Source organism: Mesorhizobium sp. P2_F8 (assembly GCF_056403655.1).
Genome location: NZ_JBFUFB010000007.1, coordinates 275,744 through 289,556 on the forward strand (window position 1 = coordinate 275,744; position 13,813 = coordinate 289,556).

Here is a 13,813-nt window from a genome sequence, read left to right on the forward strand (position 1 = left end):
CGAACCAGTCAGGAGGCTGTGCGCAGGGTCTTGGAAGTATCGCTCTTGGAAACCTCTCTCAGTTCCGTAACGATGTCGACGAGCTCTTGGTCGGCGTTGATCTTGCGCCAGCCGGACTGGGTGGTATTACGCTGCAATTGCCGCGAGAGGATGTCTATGGTGGCGTCTGAAGGGCCGCCCTTGCGTTCACTGACCCGCTGCCAAAGGACGAGTGGATCCGCCTCCAACCAAAATCCGGAGAACGGGATACCCCGGTCGCGCGCCGCCTTCTCGATCCGCTCACGATCGGCCGGCCTGTCGAAAACGGCATCGGCGACGACAGAGCAGCCCTCGGAAAGGATAAGCCCGGCGCGCCACGCCATTTCGCGGTAGACGCGATCGGAGACCTCGGGCCGGTAAGCCCGGTTCGGCAGCCTGGTTTCCGCGGGCACTCCATGCATGGCCTTGCGGATGCGATCGCTTTCAACAATGCGGGCGCCGGGTGGCGCTCCGATATAGGCGGCGAGCGCCTCCGCTGTGGTCGTTTTCCCGGACCCGCTCAGGCCACCGATGGCAACGAGCCGTGGCGAGGTATCCTGGAGAAATGTCCGGGCAAGTTCGAAGTAGGATCTGGCCTCGGCAATCAACTTTTCGGAATCTTCGCTGCCTTCCTCAACCTGGGTCGCGGTGACATGAGCGCGCACCGCGGCTCGCACTGCCATGAAGAAAGGCAGCAGGATGAAACCGTCCTCATCGTCGGCTTCATCAAGGTAGCGGTTCAACACCAGATTGGCGAACCGGGGAAAACCCCGGTGCCAAAGATCCATCAGCAGAAAGGCAAGGTCGTACAGAACATCGATGCTGGCGATCTGGTCGTTGAATTCGATGCAATCGAAGAGGCGGGGCTCGTCGTCGAAGAGGCAGATGTTGCGCAGGTGTAGATCGCCATGGCACCGGCGGATCTTGCCCGCGGCTTCGCGACGATCGAGCAATCCGGAATGGCGGGCGAAGGCGGTGCGGAAGGTTTCGGCAAAGGTCTTGACCTCCGCCTCCGTGAAAACATGGCTGGTGGCAAACCCTGCCTCGTTGATGTCGAGCACACCCGCAATGTTGGACGACCCGCTGCCATTGTGGATCGTCGGCGCGGCACGGTGATACCCCACGATCACGCGTGCGACAGCCGTCATCAATGCCGGGGTCAATTCTCCTGCGGTTGCCATCCGATCTAACAGCCTTGACTGATCGAAGCGGACCATCTCGATCGCGGCCTCGACCATCTGACCGGTGCCGTCAAAGGCCAGTCTGCCGCCCGCCTCGCGCGTGATGCGACGCACACTCCGATACAGATCGGGTGCCGTCTTCGAGTTGAGTTCCACCTCCTTCTCGCAAGCGCTGAGCCTAAGGGCCGGCGTCGAGAAATCGACATAGGGCAGTTTGACTGCCCGCTTCATCTTGAAGGCGCGTTCGCCAGTCAGAAAAATACGCGAGATATGGGTCTCGATCGCCTCGACCGGCGTAGTCGCGCCGTATGAGGCAGGATCAAGCAGAAACGCGATAGCGGCTTGCTGGCCGTCAACGATCATGGTTCGCTATCCTCGATGTTGCGTCTTCCGGAGACTGTTTCCATCATCTGCTCTCATCGTTGCAGCGTCTGGACATAACCGGCCAGATCATGGATCCGTTCCCTGGTGACGATTTCCCCGGCGTTCGGACCATATTTCTTCACGTCGCCGGGGAGGAACTCGCGACCCCAGACCGGCATGTCGCGATCGCCGTGCTCCGGCACCATTGTGCGGCCGTCGATCATGGCGAAAACGCGCCAATAGGGAAACGCGCCGCCATTGTGTTTCGAAAGACGGGTCAGGTCAGCCGGCCGCTTGATCAATTCGTCGCCGAGCGGTCCGTCGCCCTTGCCTTCCGGACCGTGGCATACGGCACAGGAGTTCATGTATTCCGCCTTGCCGTTGCCGAGTTCCTGGGCGTCCGTCGCATTGAAGGGCAAAACCGCCAAGGCCACCGCGATCAGGAACTTCATCTGCGTTCCCCCGATTGATTGGCGCAAGCCTACAGCCCCGGCTCGACAGTGCGTTGATGCGGATCAAATGCCGCCGCACCAAAGTGTTTGATTCAGCGCAATGAACGCACCAGCCCCTCTCGCTTACGCTTCAGCAACGATTGAACTTTCTTTCGAAATGAGGAGTTTGTTGCCGTGACGTTCAAGACACTGCTTACGGTTACCGGACCGAACCAGGGCGAGGGCGATCTCAAGCTGGCCGCCGGCCTGTGCGAACAGATCGGCGCCCATCTCTCGGTGCTCGTTCTCGAGCTGGCCGCACCACCTTCAGGCAGTGCGCATCTGGGTGTCGTTTCGCCAGCCTGGTTTGAGGAGCGTCAGGTCGAGGTCAACAGGCTCAAGAAGCGAATCTCGACAGTCGGCGCCTTTCTTTCGCACAGCGAGGTATCGGCTGATCTGAGCGACGACTACCCCGACACGGCCTGGGCGGACGAAGTCATCGGAAGGCGCGCCCGCTATGCCGATCTGACCGTTCTTGGCCCAGATCTGCTCACAAGCCCGACACTCAGGGATAAAGTCATCCAAGGAGCGCTGTTCTCATCGGGAAAGCCTATCCTGCTAGTTCCCGAGGGCGTGCGGCCAACGCTGAAGCCGAAACGCATCCTGGTTGCTTGGGACGCCCGCCTTGAGTCAGCGCGCGCCGTTCGCGAGTCGCTCGACATGCTGAAAGGTGCTGATGATGTGCGCCTCGTCATGGTCGACCCGATCGAGGACGAGTTCCATCACGGCGCAGAACCCGGAGCAGATGCCGCGACCTATCTTGCCCGGCACGGCGTGAAGGTTACGGTCGAACGACTGCCGAGCGCGGACCATTCTGTCGCCGACGTGCTTCGTCAGCATGCAGGTGACGTTGCAGCGGAGCTTATCATTATGGGTGCCTATGGTCATTCCCGGTTGCGCGAGAGGATTTTCGGCGGCGTCACCAAATCGATGCTTGAAGGGCAATCTCTGCCGGTTTTGATGGCTCGATAAATTCGACCGCAGCGAACAACGGGCTGGCGCAGATTACGCCGGCCCATTCCATATATAGCAACGAAGGGAAGCGAAGCTACGCACTTGCTCCTCGTCCCGACAACTGCACGATGAGGATTCGGAAGAAAACATGCGGTGCACTCTCGGCCGTGGGAGGAACGACCGGCTTGAGTGCGCCAGGTTCCCACCAGTCCGGGTACTTGCTCAAGACCGCCCAGGCATGATCTCGTTCGAGCTTGTAGCCGATACGATCAGGCAGTTCTTCGTAGCGACCATCGACGACGACGCTTCTCCATCCTCGTCCCTGGCCAGGTTCGTCGACCTGGACGGACACCAGCGGATTGGCTCGCATCCAGTCGATCTTCTTGCCCGGCATGGAAAACGCGTAAAGATGAGCAGCCGCATGGGCGTAGTGGAAGGGCACGACGTAGGGCTGCCCGTCCTTCGTGCATGCCAAGCGGCCAACGCGATTGGTCGTCAGGATTTTCGTGCACTCCAAGGCCGAAAGTGTGCGGACAAGCGTGACGTGATCTCCTCTTCTATCTAGCTCTTGAACCATCGCCGGCGACGTGCCGATGGCCAGTCTTGTACAGCTTGGCAGCCTCGTCCATGGCGGCAATCACTTCGCTGTCAGAGAGCTGCGGAAACCGCAGGTAGTGGTGACCCAGGGTACGGAACCGCCCTGGCTGGCTGAGGCATACCAAACGGTCCGCTTCCCTTGCCAAATCAGCCGCAGTGTCCGGCGGAGAGACCGGAACAGCAACGATGATTTCCCGTGGCGAGCGATGCCGCAGCGCACGGATCGCGACCTTCATGGTTGTGCCGGTCGCTGCACCGTCATCCACGATGATCGCTGTCTTGCCAGCAATCGACATGGGCCGCCGGTTGCCTCGATAGGCAATGCACCGGCGCTCGAGTTCAGGACGTTCCTTGGCGACCAAGACACGAAGCGCGTCGTCGTCGAGCGCGTAGGCCTCGACGATCTCACGGTTCAACACAACGTCCCCAGGCTCGCCATCGACGATCGCGGCAACTGCCAGCTCGGAATTGCCGGGGGCGCCAATCTTGCGGACAATGAGCAGATCAAGAGGAGCATTCAGGGCCCTGGCCACTTCCACCGCGACAGGAACGCCACCTCGCGGCAAAGCCAGCACGACAGGCTGGTGCAGTTGAAGCCTGCTCAGTTCCGTGCCGAGCTTCTCCCCAGCCTCTTTGCGGTCGCGGAACATCGGTCAATCTACCGGCCACAGTTTTCGAAGCGACTTCTTCATCGAGGTTCTTACCTGCTCAATTTCGCTATGCGTAATGTGACGGTCGAGAACTTTGAACACCGCGTTGATTGCGACATCGAAATCGACGTCCTCATCATAGCCGAAACTGGTTCAGACGCTGAGGATCACTTTTCTTGCGCTCACGCACAAGCACCGATGGATTCCAGCCTTCGAAGTAGATGCCACGGATCAAGACGGGCAGTTGCGCGGAAAGATCGGCCATCTCCGCTGGCGACAGCCAGTCTCGCACCGTGTGCAAAACGGACCGCAGGAGGCGACACGCGCTCGGTTCGCTCCAGCAAAGATCCCTGGCAAGCTCGTTGACCCCCTGCTGCGCCTGCTGAGCAGCGTGGGTGAAACTGCCGAAAGAGGTATGGGACAGCTGGCTCATGGCATGCTCCTTGAAGTTTCCATCTTCATCCCGAAGCGTCGAGGGCGTCTGCGCATTGCGCCGGATCAATTGGGCCTCCACGCACGGGCGCGCCACCTCAGTTCGAGATGAGCCGATGGAACGACCCGCTCTGGAGTAGCGAGCGCGTCACGCCGCCAAAAGTCGTTTCCTGCACACGGCTGTGACCATAGCCGCCGAGAACAATGAGATCGGCCGCGATCTCCTGTCCGATCTGGAGGAGGATCTCCGCTGGTTCGGAGCACCGCGCATCCAACACTTTCGATCGCGCCTTCACCCCGTGGCGTCTCAGGAAGAGTTCGACATCTGCAACATTGTCCCGAGGTGCGGTATCCCCATTATCTACGGTGACGATCACAACATCCCGGGCGTCGATCAGGAAGGGCATGGCGTCAACAACGGCACGCCGCGCTTCCCGCGTGTCATTCCATGCAATCAGGATGCTTTCGGCCTTGATCGGAGCACAGGGTTCCGACGCCACAAGTATCGGGCGGCCGGCTGCTAGGATGAAGCTTGCGATGTCCAGGGCGCGGTGATGGTCTACTATCAGATCGGCCGTCGGCGACCCAGTTACGATCAGGTCGGCGGCGCGTGCATTAAGCGCAAGTTGAAGGGTCGGATTTCCTATTTCGCCGCGCCACGAGGCGCGATTGCCGCCGTTGACAGTGCTTAGGAATTCCTCGCTCAAGCAGTTGAGGCGACCCTCTATCTCCTCCACCTGAGACCATATGGCCTTTGTGGCGGCCCTGTCGTCAGTGCCGGTTGGCATGACAAAATGTGGCTCCGCCGCACAGAAGCCGATCAGATCGGCATCATGCCGTTGCGCAAAGTCCCACGCGACGGAGATGAGCGGTGCGCCGATGGCGTCCACGTCCAGTTGAACCATGATCGTCTTGAAAGCCATCGTTTCGGCCCTTTTTGCTTTCGAGGCGAGCTAGCCACGAAGAAAGGGCAAGGGCCTTGATGCGTGTCAAATACGGCGAGACCTGATGGCGCTCGATTGCCCGTGCACTCCGGTAAAGGTCATGCGCCTTGATCTTAATCAATGACCCGACGACGAATGGCGGTAGCGTTGTCTGGCGGACACTTTGTTTGCGCCGCCTCACAAGGGAGTTCACCGATCATGCAGATCCAACCGGAGCCGTGGCAATTCGGCACGCAACCCTTGCCGATGGCGGAAAATGGCCAGAAGCTCATCCTCGCTGCCGCGTCTCTTCAGGCGCACGCCTTCAAGGCGGTGATGCGCTATCAGATCGAAACGCTGGCGTTTCTGAAACATCGTTACGAGCAGGATGTTAAGCTGGCCGAGGATCTCATCGACGGTTCCGAATTCAGCGACGCCTTCGACATCTTTTCCACCTTTCTGCAGAATGCGGCATCGGAATACGCCACCGAAGCCGGCAAGGTCGCGTCGCTGACCTCCAAGCTCGCTTCGGAAACGGCCAGCCGCGTGCGCAACGAAGCCAAAACCGCTGTCGAGGACGTTGCAGCAAAGACAGTCGCGTAGATCGGGGAATGCGGAGGCCTCCAACCATGAACGCCTGTATGAGCAGCGGTGGTCACTGGCGTCTACGGGTTTGCGTGCTTGCGGCGGTATTGCTTGGTTCCGTGGTGCCGGCGCTCGCGGACAGCCTGGCGGAACACGGCAAGGCCCTGGTGGAGTTCAATTGCGCCCGCTGCCACGCCATTGGAAAAACCGACGTGAGCAGCCACCCGGACGCTCCTGCCTTTCGCACCCTGTCAAAGCGCTATCCGATCTCGGATCTCGAGGAAGCACTCGCCGAAGGCATTTCGACCGGCCACCCGGACATGCCTGAGTGGGTTGCCAGCCCCGACCAGATCGAGGCAATCATCGCCTACATCAGCAGCTTGCAACAACCATGATCGAGGCCACGGAGATGGCAGGCACGATTGGATCTCACGCCAGCAGCTCGGAGACATGCAGTCGACCTCGCGGCCGATCGCGGTCCCAGTAGCCCAGGACTGAAGCTAGGGCAACATCCGGTCAGCTGCACGGAAGAACGATCGAGCATGCGCCACGATCTGGGCCTCCGTTGGATGATCCGCCGGCTCAACGCCGACAATGCGATCCTTCAAGTGGGGATGGTGGTCGCGGATATGCTTGGCCAACTCATCCTTTGCCTCTCCCGGCCCCACGATCAGCCATTCCTTCGCCGGTTGCAGGGCGCTGACGACATCGTCGTAGAAGGCTCGGTTTTCCGACGCCCGCTTGCCATCTACCGAGCCTGCCTTGTTATGGGTCTGAAGATGCGCAAGCGTAGTGACAAGCCTCACGCTTGCGGCTGTCTGACGATTGAAGAAAAACACCTTGGCTTCGCGATGGTCCAGCCAGGCGACGGCATGTTGGGCCTGCATATCTATACATCCTTAAGGTTATTGTTGAGGCTGAGCGCAAACGCCGCCGTAAGGCGTGGAATGCCTCACGACTGCGGCTCCAGCGTTGCGAGGATCGAGCCGGGTTCGATGACGGCATTCGCTGTTGCGACAATCGTCGCGCGGCCACCGGCCGGCGCGACAATCTCGTGCAGTGCGTCTTCAACGCGAACTTCGGCTATTCGCTCAGCGGCCTTGATCGTGTCGCCGCTGGCAATGAACCAACGCTCCAGAATGCCCTCGGGCAACATGCTGGACGCCCATAGCGCTTCGTCGACCTTGATACACTGCATCGCAATTCTCCTTGTGCGGCCGAATGATATTCCCCTCGCCACGGCGGCCCTTGATCCGGATCAAGAGCTACGCGACGCGAGCCTCTCGGAGGCGGCCTGCAATCGGCGCGCGTTTGACCGGCATCAAGGCGTTGAGCGCCAGCGGGTGCACTTCATCATGCATTCGATCGCCCAGCGAAAGGCGTCCGCTATGTCCTACAAGTCAATTGTCGTGACCCTAGCCATAGATGCGTCTCCGGCGCGCTATGGTCAAAGCCGTCTGCGGGAATGGGCGTTCGGCGGGGTCAACCGCGTGCTGATCGAAGAGAGCAGCACCGACCGCTTTAGGTCGTAGTGATGATCTCTCGTATCGTACCCGGCGAAGTTGACCAGCAACCCGTCGCGGCAGACGCAGGTGCCTATTGGTCGATCGAGACCGATGACCTCCTGCGACGCCTCGACACGCTTACCTCCGGGCTTGCCACTTCCGAGGCCGCATCGAGGCTTGTAAAATTTGGCCGAAACACACCCGGATCACGGTCCGGCACCTCGGCGTTGACCGTGTTTATCCGTCAGTTCCGTAGCCCACTGGTCCTGATCCTTATCTTCGCGGCCACCGTGTCGGCTTTCGTCGGCGAGGGGCAGGAGGCTGCAATCATCGGTGCGATCGTGCTGGCAAGCTGCATCCTCAGCTTCACCCAGGAGTACGGCGCGTCGCGTGCCACGGAGGCGCTGAGACAGCGCATTTCGCGCAAGGCTGTTGTGCTGCGTGATGGTATCGAGTGCTCGGTTGCAGCCGAAGATATCGTGCCGGGGGACGTGATCCGGCTTTCCGCCGGAAACCTCATTCCCGCGGACGGTATCATTCTGGATGCCCGCGATTTCAATGTCAGTGAGGCCGTACTGACCGGCGAGACCTTCCCCGTCGTGAAAGCACCGGGGCGGTCGGCTCCCGAGGCTTCCGTCGCACAGCGCGGCAATGCGGTCTTTACGGGCACATCGGTTCGCAGCGGCACCGCAACCGTGCTTGCGGCAGCGACCGGTGCCCGCACCGAATTCGCATCCATCGCCACGGCCCTGGAACGACAAATCCCCGAAACAGGGTTTGCCCGAGGTATTAGGCTGTTCGGCTATCTGATGACCGAGATCATGCTGGCGATTGTCATCCTGGTGTTCTTCGCCAACCTGATGCTGCATCGACCGCTGATTGAATCGCTGCTGTTTTCGCTGGCACTGGCGGTTGGTCTTACCCCGGAACTCCTTCCCGCTATCATCAGTGTTACCCTTGCTAGAGGGGCCCGCGCGATGGCTGCAAACGGCGTCATTGTGCGCCGTCTCGACGCCATCGAAAATCTGGGCAGCATGGACCTGCTCTGCACTGACAAGACCGGCACGCTGACGGAAGGCGTCATCCACCTCGACGGATGGCTTGATGTCGACGGCAATCCGTCAACCGACATCCTGCTTTGGGCACGTCTCAACGCGACCATGCAGACCGGACTGAAGAACCCGCTGGACGAAGCGATCGTCGGTGCGCCGGGGGAAGGCGCATCATTGGCCGCTTTCACCAAAGTCGACGAGATCCCTTATGATTTCATTCGCAAGCGCCTATCCGTTGTTGTGCGAACCAAGGATGCCTCAGATCTTCTGATCACCAAAGGCGCCGTACTAAATGTCCTCGAAACGTGTGCCTTCGTCAGCATGGCCAAAGGGCTGCAACCCCTCGATGAGAAGCAGCGCGCGGCGATTGACGAAAAATTCCGGCGCTGGAGCGCGGACGGCTACCGCGTTCTGGGCCTGGCAATCCGTCGATTTGAAAACCGGAAAACGTTCAGCAGGAACGACGAAATCGATCTCGCCTTCGCGGGTTTCCTGCTTTTCCTCGACCCGCCAAAGAAAGGTGTCAAGGAAACGCTTGCCGAACTTTCCCATCGCGGTATCGCGGTAAAGGTTGTTTCGGGCGACAACCGGTACGTTGCCGCACATCTCGCCGGTGCCGTAGGCTTGCGCGCCGAAAGGATCATGACCGGTGAGGACCTTTCAAAGCTTACGAAGGCCGGGCTTTTCGCAGGTGTGCAGCACACTGATCTCTTCGTCGAGATCGATCCCAACCAGAAGGAGCGCATCGTCCAGGCATTCCGGAGCCGCGGCCATGTCGTCGGTTATCTGGGTGATGGCGTCAACGATGCGCCCGCCCTTCATGAGGCAGACATAGGCATCTCCGTCGACAAGGCAGTCGATGTCGCCCGCGAAGCGGCCGATATCATCCTTCTCAAGCAAGATCTGGGCGTGCTCGTGCGCGGCGTCGACGATGGCCGCAAGACATTTGCCAATACGATGAAGTACATCTCGATCACGACCAGCGCCAATTTCGGCAACATGATCAGCATGGCTGTCGCGTCGCTGTTCCTGCCATTCCTGCCGCTGCTGGCTGCGCAGATCCTGCTCAACAATTTCCTGTCGGACATTCCCTCGCTGGCCATCGCCAGCGACAATGTCGATCCAGACCAGGTGCGCGGACCCCGTCGCTGGGACATCGGCTTCGTCAGGCGATTCATGATCGGCTTTGGCCTGGTCAGCTCGCTATTCGATTTCGCCACCTTCGCCTTTCTGCTGCTGTTTGCACATGCGACAGCGGCTACCTTCCAGACTGCGTGGTTCGTCGAGTCGCTGCTGACGGAACTCGCCATCGTGCTGATCGTGCGCACGCATAAGACGTTTTGGAAGAGCCGTCCCAGCCTCCTGCTTGCATGGCTTACGCTGGCTGTTGCGGTTGTTGCGATCGCTACACCCTACGTGCCCTTCGCCGGACGCTTCGGCTTCGTGCCGCTTCCGCTGCCAGTGCTTGTCGGGCTCGTTGCCATCACCGCTCTCTATCTGTTGGCTTCGGAGATAACCAAGCGCTGGTTCTTCGATTATGAGAGCAGGCACCCGCGTCGATCGAGGGCAGGGCATGCCATCAGCGGTGGGATCATATCCCATTCAGCCCACATCCGATGAGATAATGCATGATTGAGGATCAAAGCATGGCAAGAAATGCGGCCAACCCGCCCACAGCCGACCATGAGGCCTTGCGACAAGCCCGTCCATGGTCCGTGAGCCGATCTGCCAGGTTAGCCAGCGAAGGCAGTCTTGGCCACATTCACCCCGAGATCGTAGACAAGCAGGCCGCCGTAGTAAGCTGTAGCGGTTACAAGCGCTGCGCCTGCAACCTCGATCACAGGAACGGCGATAGCCGCAGGCCCCATCTCGCGATTGCGGACCCACAAAGCGAGCCGGACGCCGCCCCAGCTCAGAAAGGCGAAGGCCGTGATGCCGCCGAGGCTTTCGTGGATTTCTGCAATGTCGCTGCTGAAGCCCGCGGCTTCAGCATAGTCAAGCGCCAGTCCGCCGTAGAACCAGGTTCCAATAGCGAAGACGCCCGCTGCCAGAGCGACAAAAGTGGAAATCGTGCCCACGCCAGAGCGCCTTGTCACAGCATTGCTGCTCGCGAGCGCCAGAAGGTCGATAGTCGCAAGCATGTAAATGAGCACAATTGGAAAATGCACGAGGATTGGGTGGATATGTTGGATATCGATCATCAGAAAGAACTCTCGGACTAAGAAATGGCGAAGCGATAGATGGATGTCGGCCTTGACGACGAGCGGTTGGCTAGCGGGGCCAAGCTCAATGATCCCTGAGCAGAAATAGCTCCGTGTTCTTAGTCGTCTTCTCCATGGCCGTCGTCCTCAGTGCTGCCGAAAGCGGCTCTACTGGAGGTGGGACTGTCGCCGCATTCGTCGTCATCGCCAACGCCCTTGATGGCCTTGGGGCCGGTGGCATCCTGTATGGGGATAGTGTCCAGATTGATCGGACCGACAGGTGCGACGGAGGATGGCGCCCCACATGATCCTTCGTCCGATTCAGCGGCCGCGGGCAAGGCAAAGATCGTGAGGCCCGCAAGTGCTGCAAGGACAAATATGGAATTGCGCATGGTCTGGTATCCTTACTCGGCGCGGCCGTGATTGGACGCGACAATGCCTTGATATGAGCCCTTTGCTTGCGGGGGGCTGAGGATGACTGACAGCAAATTGAAAGCTTCAACGTGCGACATGCCTTGCCGATGAAAAGCCAATTGAAGCGTGTCGCGGTGCTGGGTCTCGCGGGACTTGTCCTGGCCATGCCTCTCGCTGCCCGAGCCGACGAGGACGATGACGGCGACCATGACCGGGCGCGGGATCTGTACGAGCACGGCGAAATCAAGGGTCTTGCCAACATACTGGACGTTGTCCGCGCCAAAGCTCCCGGCGATGTTGTTGCGGTCGATCTCATCCGCAAGGCAAACAGATGGGTCTACCGGTTCCAGGTCGTCGATGCAGATGGCCGGCGAAGGACCGTCGACGTCGACGCCGGTGCCGGTGTCATCATGCCTGATGGGGAGGGCGACTGATGAAGATCCTCCTGGCCGAGGACGAGCCGCGTATCGCGGCCGATATCGCTACAGTCCTTAGGGCATCCGGAATGGCGGTTGATACCGTTCGCGATGGAGAGGCTGCCTGGTTCGCCGGCGATGTCGAGAACTATGATGCAGCGATCCTGGACCTCGGTTTGCCCAAGCTCGATGGTCTCACGATATTGAAACGTTGGCGAGCCAACGCCCGCCGGTTTCCGGTTCTTATCCTGACCGCAAGGGGGATGTGGACGGAGCGTGTCGAGGGCATCAATTCCGGTGCTGACGACTACCTTCCCAAGCCTTTTGAAATGGAAGAACTGCTCGCCCGGTTGCGGGCAATCCTGCGTCGCTCAGCAGGGCAGGCGGCACCAGTGTTGAGATCCGGCCCGCTGCTTCTGGACACGCGCCAAATGCGGATATCGCTTCGCGGCATTCCCGTTTCCCTATCGCCGCTGGAATACCGGCTCCTGGCGTTTCTGATGCATCATGCAGGGCGGGTGGTGGCGCCGACCGAACTGGCTGAGCATCTTTACGATTCAGGGAACGACCGCGATCCGAACACGATCGAAGTCATTGTAGCGAGGCTGCGGCGGAAGCTCGGCAGCGATGTCATCGAAACACGACGCGGGTTCGGGTATCTGATGCCCGATGATCCCGCCTGATGGGCAACTCGATCCGCTTCCGGCTGTGGTTGGCGGCAACCATCTCGATTCTTGTCGCACTCGCCATCGCCGGCGCCGGCCTCCGCTATCTGTTCGAACTTCACGTTGAACGACGCGTGGTGGGCGAGCTGACGGTTGACCTCAACGAGTTGATCGGCGCAACGATCTTCGCAAGCGATGGCCGCCTGATCGTGACCCCAGCGCTCACTGACCCGCGTTTCGCCAATCCGCTGTCCGGTTACTACTGGCAAGTGGAGGACATCGCCACCGGCAGCCTTGAGCGTTCGCGATCATTGTGGGACGCCAAGCTGGTCCTGCCTGCCCGGAGCGCAAGTGGTGAGCTGCGAGCGGTCGAGGAGTTCAAGGGCCCTGGTGGCGAACTCAGTATTGCGGTCGAGCGTACGATCATCGATGCCGGAGGCCGTTCCTTTCGCGCAATCGTGGCGGAAGATCATCGAACCGTGGAGGTGTCTGTAAGCGAATATGTTCGCGATCTTGCTCCAGCCCTCCTGATGCTTGCGGCAGTTCTCATGGCCGCGTTTTTCATCCAGATCACCATCGGCCTTGCGCCGCTGGAGACCTTGCGGGTCGCCGTCAGAAACGTGATCGCACAGCGAGCGGCACGGCTCGATGTGGTGGCACCAAACGAAGTGCAGCCGCTCGCCGACGAAATCAACCGTCTTCTCGATGCCCAGGAGAAGGCTCTTGCGCGAGCCCGCTCGCGCGCCACCGATCTGGCGCACGGCCTGAAGACGCCGCTGCAAGTGCTGTCGGCCGATATCCGTACGTTGCGAATGAAAGGCGAGACGGGTCTGGCCGACGAGATCGAGAAGAGCGCCGGAGCGATCCGGCGCCATGTCGAGCGGGAGCTGGCGCGTGCCCGCCTTGCGCCAGGCGTCTCCGGCAAGGCATCCTGCCGGGTGTCGGACGTCGCGGCTGGCGTCATTGCGGTCGTCAAACGGACGCCAAGCGGCAAGCAGCTTTCATTCAAGATGGACGTCGCAGAAGTTCTGACGGCGCCGATCGATGAAGGCGACCTGTCTGAAATCCTCGGCAATCTGGTCGAGAATGCCGCACGCTATGCAAAGTCGTCAGTCCGTGTCGGTGCATCCGCCACCGCTGGCGAGGTGATCGTCACTGTCACCGATGATGGCCCAGGTATACCCGATGCCGATCGGGAGACCGCCTTGTCGCGTGGCGTCCAGCTCGACAGCAAGAGCGGCAGCAACGGCCTTGGCCTTGCCATCGTTTCCGACATCGTCGAAGCCTATGGCGGACGCCTTGCCATGGCTAACGCCGATCCGGGTCTGGTCGTGACCATTTCCTTGCCGCGACACAGTTGAGCGTG

Annotated in this window: 18 protein-coding genes; 8 read left to right on the top strand and 10 right to left on the bottom strand. The window is 60.2% G+C overall.

What is annotated here, in order from left to right:
• Window positions 1–8: 8 nt before the first annotated feature.
• On the bottom strand, window positions 9–1,562 hold the full coding sequence (locus AC1DZP_RS19275) for a bifunctional aminoglycoside phosphotransferase/ATP-binding protein (RefSeq protein WP_477304574.1): 1,554 nt from the start codon (window positions 1,560–1,562) through the stop codon (window positions 9–11).
• 53 nt (window positions 1,563–1,615) lie between these two features.
• Window positions 1,616–2,014, bottom strand: a complete 399-nt coding sequence (locus tag AC1DZP_RS19280) for a c-type cytochrome (protein ID WP_477304575.1) — start codon at window positions 2,012–2,014, stop codon at window positions 1,616–1,618.
• Between the two features lie 174 nt (window positions 2,015–2,188).
• Between AC1DZP_RS19280 and AC1DZP_RS19285 the strand changes: the two genes are divergently transcribed.
• Window positions 2,189–3,025, top strand: coding sequence for a universal stress protein (locus tag AC1DZP_RS19285; RefSeq protein ID WP_477304576.1), 837 nt, complete (start codon window positions 2,189–2,191; stop codon window positions 3,023–3,025).
• A gap of 76 nt (window positions 3,026–3,101) precedes the next feature.
• Here AC1DZP_RS19285 and AC1DZP_RS19290 read toward each other — a convergent pair whose 3' ends face one another.
• The 4 genes from AC1DZP_RS19290 to AC1DZP_RS19305 all read right to left on the bottom strand — a co-directional run bounded on the left by AC1DZP_RS19290 (window position 3,102) and on the right by AC1DZP_RS19305 (window position 5,609).
• Window positions 3,102–3,584 (bottom strand): pyridoxamine 5'-phosphate oxidase family protein, encoded by a 483-nt coding sequence (locus AC1DZP_RS19290; protein WP_477304578.1) that lies wholly within the window; start codon window positions 3,582–3,584, stop codon window positions 3,102–3,104.
• Complete coding sequence (locus tag AC1DZP_RS19295) at window positions 3,565–4,254, bottom strand: phosphoribosyltransferase (protein WP_477304580.1); 690 nt, start codon at window positions 4,252–4,254, stop codon at window positions 3,565–3,567. Before AC1DZP_RS19295 ends, AC1DZP_RS19290 begins: the two co-directional genes overlap by 20 nt.
• 136 nt (window positions 4,255–4,390) lie before the next feature.
• Complete coding sequence (locus tag AC1DZP_RS19300; protein ID WP_477304582.1) at window positions 4,391–4,756, bottom strand: DUF2267 domain-containing protein; 366 nt, start codon at window positions 4,754–4,756, stop codon at window positions 4,391–4,393.
• A 28-nt stretch (window positions 4,757–4,784) separates the two neighbouring features.
• Window positions 4,785–5,609: a universal stress protein gene (locus AC1DZP_RS19305; protein ID WP_477304584.1), complete on the bottom strand. Its 825-nt coding sequence runs from the start codon at window positions 5,607–5,609 to the stop codon at window positions 4,785–4,787.
• A gap of 219 nt (window positions 5,610–5,828) precedes the next feature.
• Between AC1DZP_RS19305 and AC1DZP_RS19310 the strand changes: the two genes are divergently transcribed.
• Together AC1DZP_RS19310 and AC1DZP_RS19315 are read left to right on the top strand one after the other, a co-directional pair.
• On the top strand, window positions 5,829–6,212 hold the full coding sequence (locus tag AC1DZP_RS19310; protein ID WP_477304586.1) for a phasin family protein: 384 nt from the start codon (window positions 5,829–5,831) through the stop codon (window positions 6,210–6,212).
• 26 nt (window positions 6,213–6,238) lie between these two features.
• Window positions 6,239–6,589, top strand: coding sequence for a c-type cytochrome (locus AC1DZP_RS19315; protein WP_477304588.1), 351 nt, complete (start codon window positions 6,239–6,241; stop codon window positions 6,587–6,589).
• 105 nt (window positions 6,590–6,694) lie between these two features.
• On the opposite strand, the gene AC1DZP_RS19320 is transcribed toward AC1DZP_RS19315, so the two are convergent.
• Together AC1DZP_RS19320 and AC1DZP_RS19325 are read right to left on the bottom strand one after the other, a co-directional pair.
• Entirely contained in the window at window positions 6,695–7,081 is a 387-nt protein-coding gene (locus AC1DZP_RS19320) for a translational machinery protein (protein ID WP_477304590.1), read from the bottom strand.
• Between the two features lie 65 nt (window positions 7,082–7,146).
• Entirely contained in the window at window positions 7,147–7,392 is a 246-nt protein-coding gene (locus AC1DZP_RS19325) for a lipoyl domain-containing protein (RefSeq protein ID WP_477304592.1), read from the bottom strand.
• 13 nt (window positions 7,393–7,405) lie between these two features.
• Here AC1DZP_RS19325 and AC1DZP_RS19330 point away from each other — a divergent pair, with 13 nt between their 5' ends.
• Together AC1DZP_RS19330 and mgtA are read left to right on the top strand one after the other, a co-directional pair.
• Window positions 7,406–7,726 (top strand): hypothetical protein, encoded by a 321-nt coding sequence (locus tag AC1DZP_RS19330; RefSeq protein ID WP_477304594.1) that lies wholly within the window; start codon window positions 7,406–7,408, stop codon window positions 7,724–7,726.
• Window positions 7,727–7,728: 2 nt separating this feature from the next.
• Window positions 7,729–10,371, top strand: coding sequence for a magnesium-translocating P-type ATPase (mgtA, locus tag AC1DZP_RS19335; protein ID WP_477304596.1), 2,643 nt, complete (start codon window positions 7,729–7,731; stop codon window positions 10,369–10,371).
• A gap of 113 nt (window positions 10,372–10,484) precedes the next feature.
• Here the strand turns inward: mgtA and AC1DZP_RS19340 are convergent, their stop codons facing one another.
• Both AC1DZP_RS19340 and AC1DZP_RS19345 read right to left on the bottom strand, forming a co-directional pair.
• The gene (locus tag AC1DZP_RS19340) at window positions 10,485–10,952 is read right to left on the bottom strand and encodes a DUF2231 domain-containing protein (protein ID WP_477304598.1); all 468 of its coding nucleotides are present in this window, start codon (window positions 10,950–10,952) and stop codon (window positions 10,485–10,487) included.
• Between the two features lie 119 nt (window positions 10,953–11,071).
• Window positions 11,072–11,344, bottom strand: coding sequence for a hypothetical protein (locus tag AC1DZP_RS19345; RefSeq protein WP_477304600.1), 273 nt, complete (start codon window positions 11,342–11,344; stop codon window positions 11,072–11,074).
• 141 nt (window positions 11,345–11,485) lie between these two features.
• On the opposite strand from AC1DZP_RS19345, the gene AC1DZP_RS19350 reads away from it, so the two are divergent.
• The 3 genes from AC1DZP_RS19350 to AC1DZP_RS19360 are packed head-to-tail and all read left to right on the top strand — an operon-like array spanning window position 11,486 to window position 13,808.
• Entirely contained in the window at window positions 11,486–11,800 is a 315-nt protein-coding gene (locus tag AC1DZP_RS19350; RefSeq protein WP_477304602.1) for a PepSY domain-containing protein, read from the top strand.
• A complete protein-coding gene (locus AC1DZP_RS19355; RefSeq protein WP_477226102.1) occupies window positions 11,800–12,465 on the top strand; it encodes a response regulator transcription factor in 666 nt (221 codons plus the stop codon). The genes AC1DZP_RS19350 and AC1DZP_RS19355 overlap by 1 nt, the downstream gene beginning before the upstream one ends.
• Window positions 12,465–13,808 (top strand): sensor histidine kinase, encoded by a 1,344-nt coding sequence (locus AC1DZP_RS19360; RefSeq protein ID WP_477304604.1) that lies wholly within the window; start codon window positions 12,465–12,467, stop codon window positions 13,806–13,808. Before AC1DZP_RS19355 ends, AC1DZP_RS19360 begins: the two co-directional genes overlap by 1 nt.
• Window positions 13,809–13,813 lie beyond the last annotated feature (5 nt).

What these genes read in the sequence shown, in the direction of transcription:
- AC1DZP_RS19325 (WP_477304592.1), bottom strand. Translation starts at nt 7,392, where the DNA reads ATGCAGTGTATCAAGGTCGACGAAGCGCTATGGGCGTCCAGCATGTTG.
- AC1DZP_RS19355 (WP_477226102.1), top strand. Translation starts at nt 11,800, where the DNA reads ATGAAGATCCTCCTGGCCGAGGACGAGCCGCGTATCGCGGCCGATATC.
- AC1DZP_RS19345 (WP_477304600.1), bottom strand. Translation starts at nt 11,344, where the DNA reads ATGCGCAATTCCATATTTGTCCTTGCAGCACTTGCGGGCCTCACGATC.
- AC1DZP_RS19275 (WP_477304574.1), bottom strand. Translation starts at nt 1,562, where the DNA reads ATGATCGTTGACGGCCAGCAAGCCGCTATCGCGTTTCTGCTTGATCCT.
- AC1DZP_RS19340 (WP_477304598.1), bottom strand. Translation starts at nt 10,952, where the DNA reads ATGATCGATATCCAACATATCCACCCAATCCTCGTGCATTTTCCAATT.
- mgtA (WP_477304596.1), top strand. Translation starts at nt 7,729, where the DNA reads ATGATCTCTCGTATCGTACCCGGCGAAGTTGACCAGCAACCCGTCGCG.
- AC1DZP_RS19315 (WP_477304588.1), top strand. Translation starts at nt 6,239, where the DNA reads ATGAACGCCTGTATGAGCAGCGGTGGTCACTGGCGTCTACGGGTTTGC.
- AC1DZP_RS19305 (WP_477304584.1), bottom strand. Translation starts at nt 5,609, where the DNA reads ATGGCTTTCAAGACGATCATGGTTCAACTGGACGTGGACGCCATCGGC.
- AC1DZP_RS19280 (WP_477304575.1), bottom strand. Translation starts at nt 2,014, where the DNA reads ATGAAGTTCCTGATCGCGGTGGCCTTGGCGGTTTTGCCCTTCAATGCG.
- AC1DZP_RS19290 (WP_477304578.1), bottom strand. Translation starts at nt 3,584, where the DNA reads ATGGTTCAAGAGCTAGATAGAAGAGGAGATCACGTCACGCTTGTCCGC.
- AC1DZP_RS19295 (WP_477304580.1), bottom strand. Translation starts at nt 4,254, where the DNA reads ATGTTCCGCGACCGCAAAGAGGCTGGGGAGAAGCTCGGCACGGAACTG.
- AC1DZP_RS19310 (WP_477304586.1), top strand. Translation starts at nt 5,829, where the DNA reads ATGCAGATCCAACCGGAGCCGTGGCAATTCGGCACGCAACCCTTGCCG.
- AC1DZP_RS19360 (WP_477304604.1), top strand. Translation starts at nt 12,465, where the DNA reads ATGGGCAACTCGATCCGCTTCCGGCTGTGGTTGGCGGCAACCATCTCG.
- AC1DZP_RS19320 (WP_477304590.1), bottom strand. Translation starts at nt 7,081, where the DNA reads ATGCAGGCCCAACATGCCGTCGCCTGGCTGGACCATCGCGAAGCCAAG.